This window comes from Haloferax profundi, from assembly GCF_001469865.1.
Classification (GTDB): domain Archaea; phylum Halobacteriota; class Halobacteria; order Halobacteriales; family Haloferacaceae; genus Haloferax; species Haloferax profundi.
On sequence record NZ_LOPV01000583.1, the window covers coordinates 1 to 4,167 of the forward strand.

Genomic DNA, 4,167 nt, shown 5'->3' on the forward strand with positions numbered 1-4,167 from the left:
GCCGCCACATCCTCAAAACTGACACGACGCCCATAGATGAACAACCAGAAGATGAGCAGGACTTCACCGATGAACGTGAATGCAGCAACTTCGAACGAGTAGCCAGCAAAGAGCACTCGACCGAAGCTATCGATAACGTACCCAACACCGGCGATGGCCAAGAGGACGCCCAACACCTTCGGAGCGTATCCGCTTTTATACGATGGGACAGATCCTGACCGATATACCAGATATCCCAGGACTACCAGATGGAGTCCGACGAGGATCAGTGCGGCGTCCCAGATGGCGTAGAATGCGTTGATACCGAGTAACGCTTGCGCATAGTGTTCCTCCGTGCTGAACACCGAGACCGAGTCCGCAGTGGTCAATATCGAAAGTACGCCGACGAGTTCACTGATTGCGACCATGAAGACCCCGGCGAAAACGATTCTGAACCAGGCCATGAGCAACGCAACACTGCTGTTCACCGGCTTGAAAACAGTGTACAATGCCCATGCAACAGTCAAATCGAGCACAGCGACCACGAAGAGGCCTGCAATAGCAAAACGGAACGTGTCTTCAGCATTCAAAATCGCGTTCGCTGTTTGTGCGGCGTTTCCCGGTGTGATGAGGGCCTCCAACACGGCAAAGTTGGCAAATGCGGCCAGTGGCGTCATCAGCAACAACGCCAACCCGGCGATCAAGCTTCCCCGACGCACTGACCGATTCGCGATATCTACTCTTTCGAGGTCGTGGCCGTGGCCTTCGGACGCCCCGATAGTTGCTCCAACCATTCGCCTATACAGGACGGACAGCAGCATAACCATGTCGTGGAACGGGGCGCATCTCGCTCATCACGGTTCTACAGCCGACTGAGTGCCCCTCTGCGGCTGCTCACTCGCTCGTGGGCAACAATCAGTGGCGCTCACATCTACCATCGTGTGGGAGGACACAACTGTTTTGATAGCTCTTCTCGTACGCACACATTGGTGCATGTTAGCATGGAACGACAATCAATCACGACCTCGCCGATTGTCGATATTGCATATCTTGCGCGGTCTGAGCATCGAATCCCGACGCTCATTTCGCTAACACAGCGTCCCCAGAGCCGCTCTGAGCTCTGCGAGTTGAACGGGGTTTCATCCTCCACGATGCGCCGGACGTTGGATGAATTCGACGACCGGCTCTGGGTCCGGAAAGAGGGATATCGATACGTGGCGACGAGGCTGGGAGAGACTATCGCATCTGGGATGGAAGATCTGATCGAACGAATCGAAACTGAGCGAAAGCTGCGTCACGTATGGCACTGTCTTCCCGACGAAATTGTCGAGTTCCCATTCGAGACGTGGTCAGACCTGAGAATAACTGTCGCCGAACCCGATACTCCGTATCGTCCGGGGAGACGATTCGAGTCGCTTCTCCAGAACACAACCACCCTACGGTTTCTTCGGCCGGAAGTTGCGCTGATGGACCTCTGCTTCGACCTGCTCTATCAGTTGGTTGGCAAAGGCGTAGAGATGACGTTGATCGACCGACCCGAGTGTCACACGTACTTTCGTTCGACGTACCCCACTCGCAGTTCGGAGATGTTGCAACAGGACAATTTCACGATTTTAGAACACGACGACCTCCCCCAATACGGCACTGGTCTGCTCGACGGATGCATCGTGGTCAGTTGTTACGAGGAGGGTAGTGGGACCGTTCATGCATTGATCGACACCGAGGCGCCGTCGGTCCGCGAGTGGGCGAACTCGACCTACGAAACCTACCTGGCTAGTGCGCGCCCCGTGGAACTGGAACAGAGCGCCGAGTGAGTCAGAGTTTCCAGCGGATGTGGTCGGATTCAAACAGTGGACGTCAGCCGATGACGCGTTTGCAGTGAATGGAACACCGGCAGCAACTGCTCAAATGGCACAAAATAGCTACAATACTGTCAGCCTCGTACTCACACTGGCCGGGAGGAGACACAACCAGCGCTCTGGGTAGGGAGAGACACAGACAATGACTGACGAACGACAACTGTCACACGGAATCGACCTCGAAACACTCGAAGAGTTCACCGCACACGCAGTAGAGAATCCCGACGCGCATTGGCTTGGCCTCGGGGCGTCCGCAACGTACGAAGGGACGGCCGCGCATAGCCTGGCGAAAGTCGACAGTTACAAAATCGATGACGACACGATCAGCCGCGAAACTCGCGAATACACCGTACCCTACGGTGGCTGGAAGGAAGTTCTCGATGCCGTCGGATGGGTCGGGGCGACCGACCGAATCGAACCAGTCGAAGCGGCGCTGTCGGCGCTGGCCGCCTGCATCAACGTCGGCATCAGCATCAACGCCGCCGCAAGCGGCGTGGATATCGACCACCTCAAGACGCGTGTCCGGACCGATTTCGACCCGAGAGTTCTCTTCAGCCTCAAGGGACTCGAAGAGGCCGACTCGGCATTCGAGAACCTCACCGCAGAGGTCGAAATCGAGGGCGAAGGTCTTGACCAGGACCTCGTCGACGAGTGGGCCCGGCGGGCGCCCGTCTACACGCTCGTTTCCCTCGCTCAGGATGTCGATATGAACATCAAGACGGCTGCAGAGATGACGGGCGACGACTAACTGGTGACCACCAACTGATGAACCGCTCGACGCTGAAAACTCGAGCGTCAAACGTCCCGTCATCACGGGAATCAACGATTTCCGTACGACTCCGAGGCGCTCGCCTCGGTTATCTGTAGATAATTCACAACCCAATGAGCGGGGCATATATCTTTTTGAGGAAGATCACACCACAGATCAGGAAGACAGTCCCAGTCAGGAAGACGTAACCACCGATTAGGAAAATAAAACCACTCATCGAGAAAACCACACCACCCGAAAACCGCGTTAGTGTGACGTTCCAATCTGTAGGTTCGACATCTCTTAATTTGTGTTTACTCCCAACCGCGTCCGTCTGTTCTAGGAACCGTGCAACTCGTCGTGGTTTTGCCAGCATCGCACCACCTAGCAAGCTAACGAGCAATCCAGCGAAAATCAATACAATGTGGGGACCTATTCCACCGGCCATGCCGCAACATAATTTTGAGCCCCGATAACCGTATTGAACTAATCTAACCGGTATTCACCCGAGACGTTTCTGGTACTTTTGTTTGATGCGACAAGACAAACGCAGCCCCCGAGAGATAGACTCTGTCTATTATAAGCACCTTCTGACAGCGTTCGGTGAAGTTTCTGCGAGCGTGCTGAATAGAGAGCGCGAGTCGGTCACGCATTTGGGTTGGGGGTTAGCCTTCTGTTGTCTGGAATTTTCCAAACGCGAACTCTAGAGCGAACATGACAACACCCATGGTGACTGCCTGAACAAGGTAGAACTCTCGGCTCAGTAGTAAACCGACTATGAGAACGCCGATGGCCGCCGACGCTCCCAAAAGCGTAGCATACCGAACACGGGAGAGGTCTCTAGCCCAGTTGTCAACCCGGTTGTAAAATCTCTTGACAGGAACCATACTCCAACTGTATGTGTCTGGTCGTGAAATAGGCTATGAGAGTAGTCAGTTGAGACCTCCGAGTGGTAGATTCACCCTCTGAGTCGGTCACAGCCCTTCTGGCAGCACTTGGAGAGGTTTTCTCCGGTCACCTCAAATACAGAGCGCGAGTCGGTCGTGTCTGTCTCTGCGACGACTCTCGTTCTTTGATTCTTTCATCTTCCTCAGGGGCGAACGGTGCCCGTGTCGAACTGACTATGGACATCAGTGGATAGCTGCCGCTTGAACGAGTCTGTAGGCAGAAGACTAATTACTCACGTCAACATACGATTACAGCAGATTACAATGCCCGTCGATTTCGAGAGCTATCATCCGAACAACCTTCCAAATGAGGGGACAAACGGGCGGCGAATCCTGGAACACCTCGCACACCATCCCGAACTCGGGTTCACGCCGAGCGAACTTGCCGAGGAACTCGAAATCCCCCGGGGAAGTGTAGGAACAACACTGAGCCGCCTCGAAGAGCGCGGACTCGTCCGACACAAGGGTGAGTATTGGGCGATCAATGTCGAGGCGTACGACGCGCAAACAGCCAGCGAGATTGGCCTCCGGGCCGTTGCTGATCAGTTCGAGGGCGATCACTACGACAGGAACCACGACTGGGACGCTTCCCTCCCAGATGTTGACGCTGAGACGAGTGGCGAGTGATACTTCG

At 54.9% G+C, this 4,167-nt stretch carries 6 protein-coding genes; 3 read left to right on the forward strand and 3 right to left on the reverse strand.

What is annotated here, in order from left to right; genetic code table 11:
• Positions 1–773: DUF4386 domain-containing protein (locus tag AUR66_RS17235; protein ID WP_058573415.1), on the reverse strand; the 773-nt coding region annotated here is incomplete at its 3' end.
• A 207-nt stretch (positions 774–980) separates the two neighbouring features.
• Between AUR66_RS17235 and AUR66_RS17240 the strand changes: the two genes are divergently transcribed.
• Positions 981–1,793 (forward strand): transcriptional regulator FilR1 domain-containing protein, encoded by an 813-nt coding sequence (locus AUR66_RS17240; RefSeq protein WP_197409851.1) that lies wholly within the window; start codon positions 981–983, stop codon positions 1,791–1,793.
• A gap of 187 nt (positions 1,794–1,980) precedes the next feature.
• Positions 1,981–2,586: an OsmC family protein gene (locus AUR66_RS17245; RefSeq protein WP_058573411.1), complete on the forward strand. Its 606-nt coding sequence runs from the start codon at positions 1,981–1,983 to the stop codon at positions 2,584–2,586.
• 124 nt (positions 2,587–2,710) lie between these two features.
• Here the strand turns inward: AUR66_RS17245 and AUR66_RS17250 are convergent, their stop codons facing one another.
• Complete coding sequence (locus AUR66_RS17250) at positions 2,711–3,034, reverse strand: hypothetical protein (RefSeq protein WP_058573412.1); 324 nt, start codon at positions 3,032–3,034, stop codon at positions 2,711–2,713.
• Between the two features lie 217 nt (positions 3,035–3,251).
• On the reverse strand, positions 3,252–3,473 hold the full coding sequence (locus tag AUR66_RS17255; RefSeq protein ID WP_058573413.1) for a hypothetical protein: 222 nt from the start codon (positions 3,471–3,473) through the stop codon (positions 3,252–3,254).
• Between the two features lie 324 nt (positions 3,474–3,797).
• Here AUR66_RS17255 and AUR66_RS17260 point away from each other — a divergent pair, with 324 nt between their 5' ends.
• Positions 3,798–4,160 (forward strand): MarR family transcriptional regulator, encoded by a 363-nt coding sequence (locus tag AUR66_RS17260; RefSeq protein ID WP_058573414.1) that lies wholly within the window; start codon positions 3,798–3,800, stop codon positions 4,158–4,160.
• The last annotated feature ends 7 nt before the right edge of the window (positions 4,161–4,167 follow it).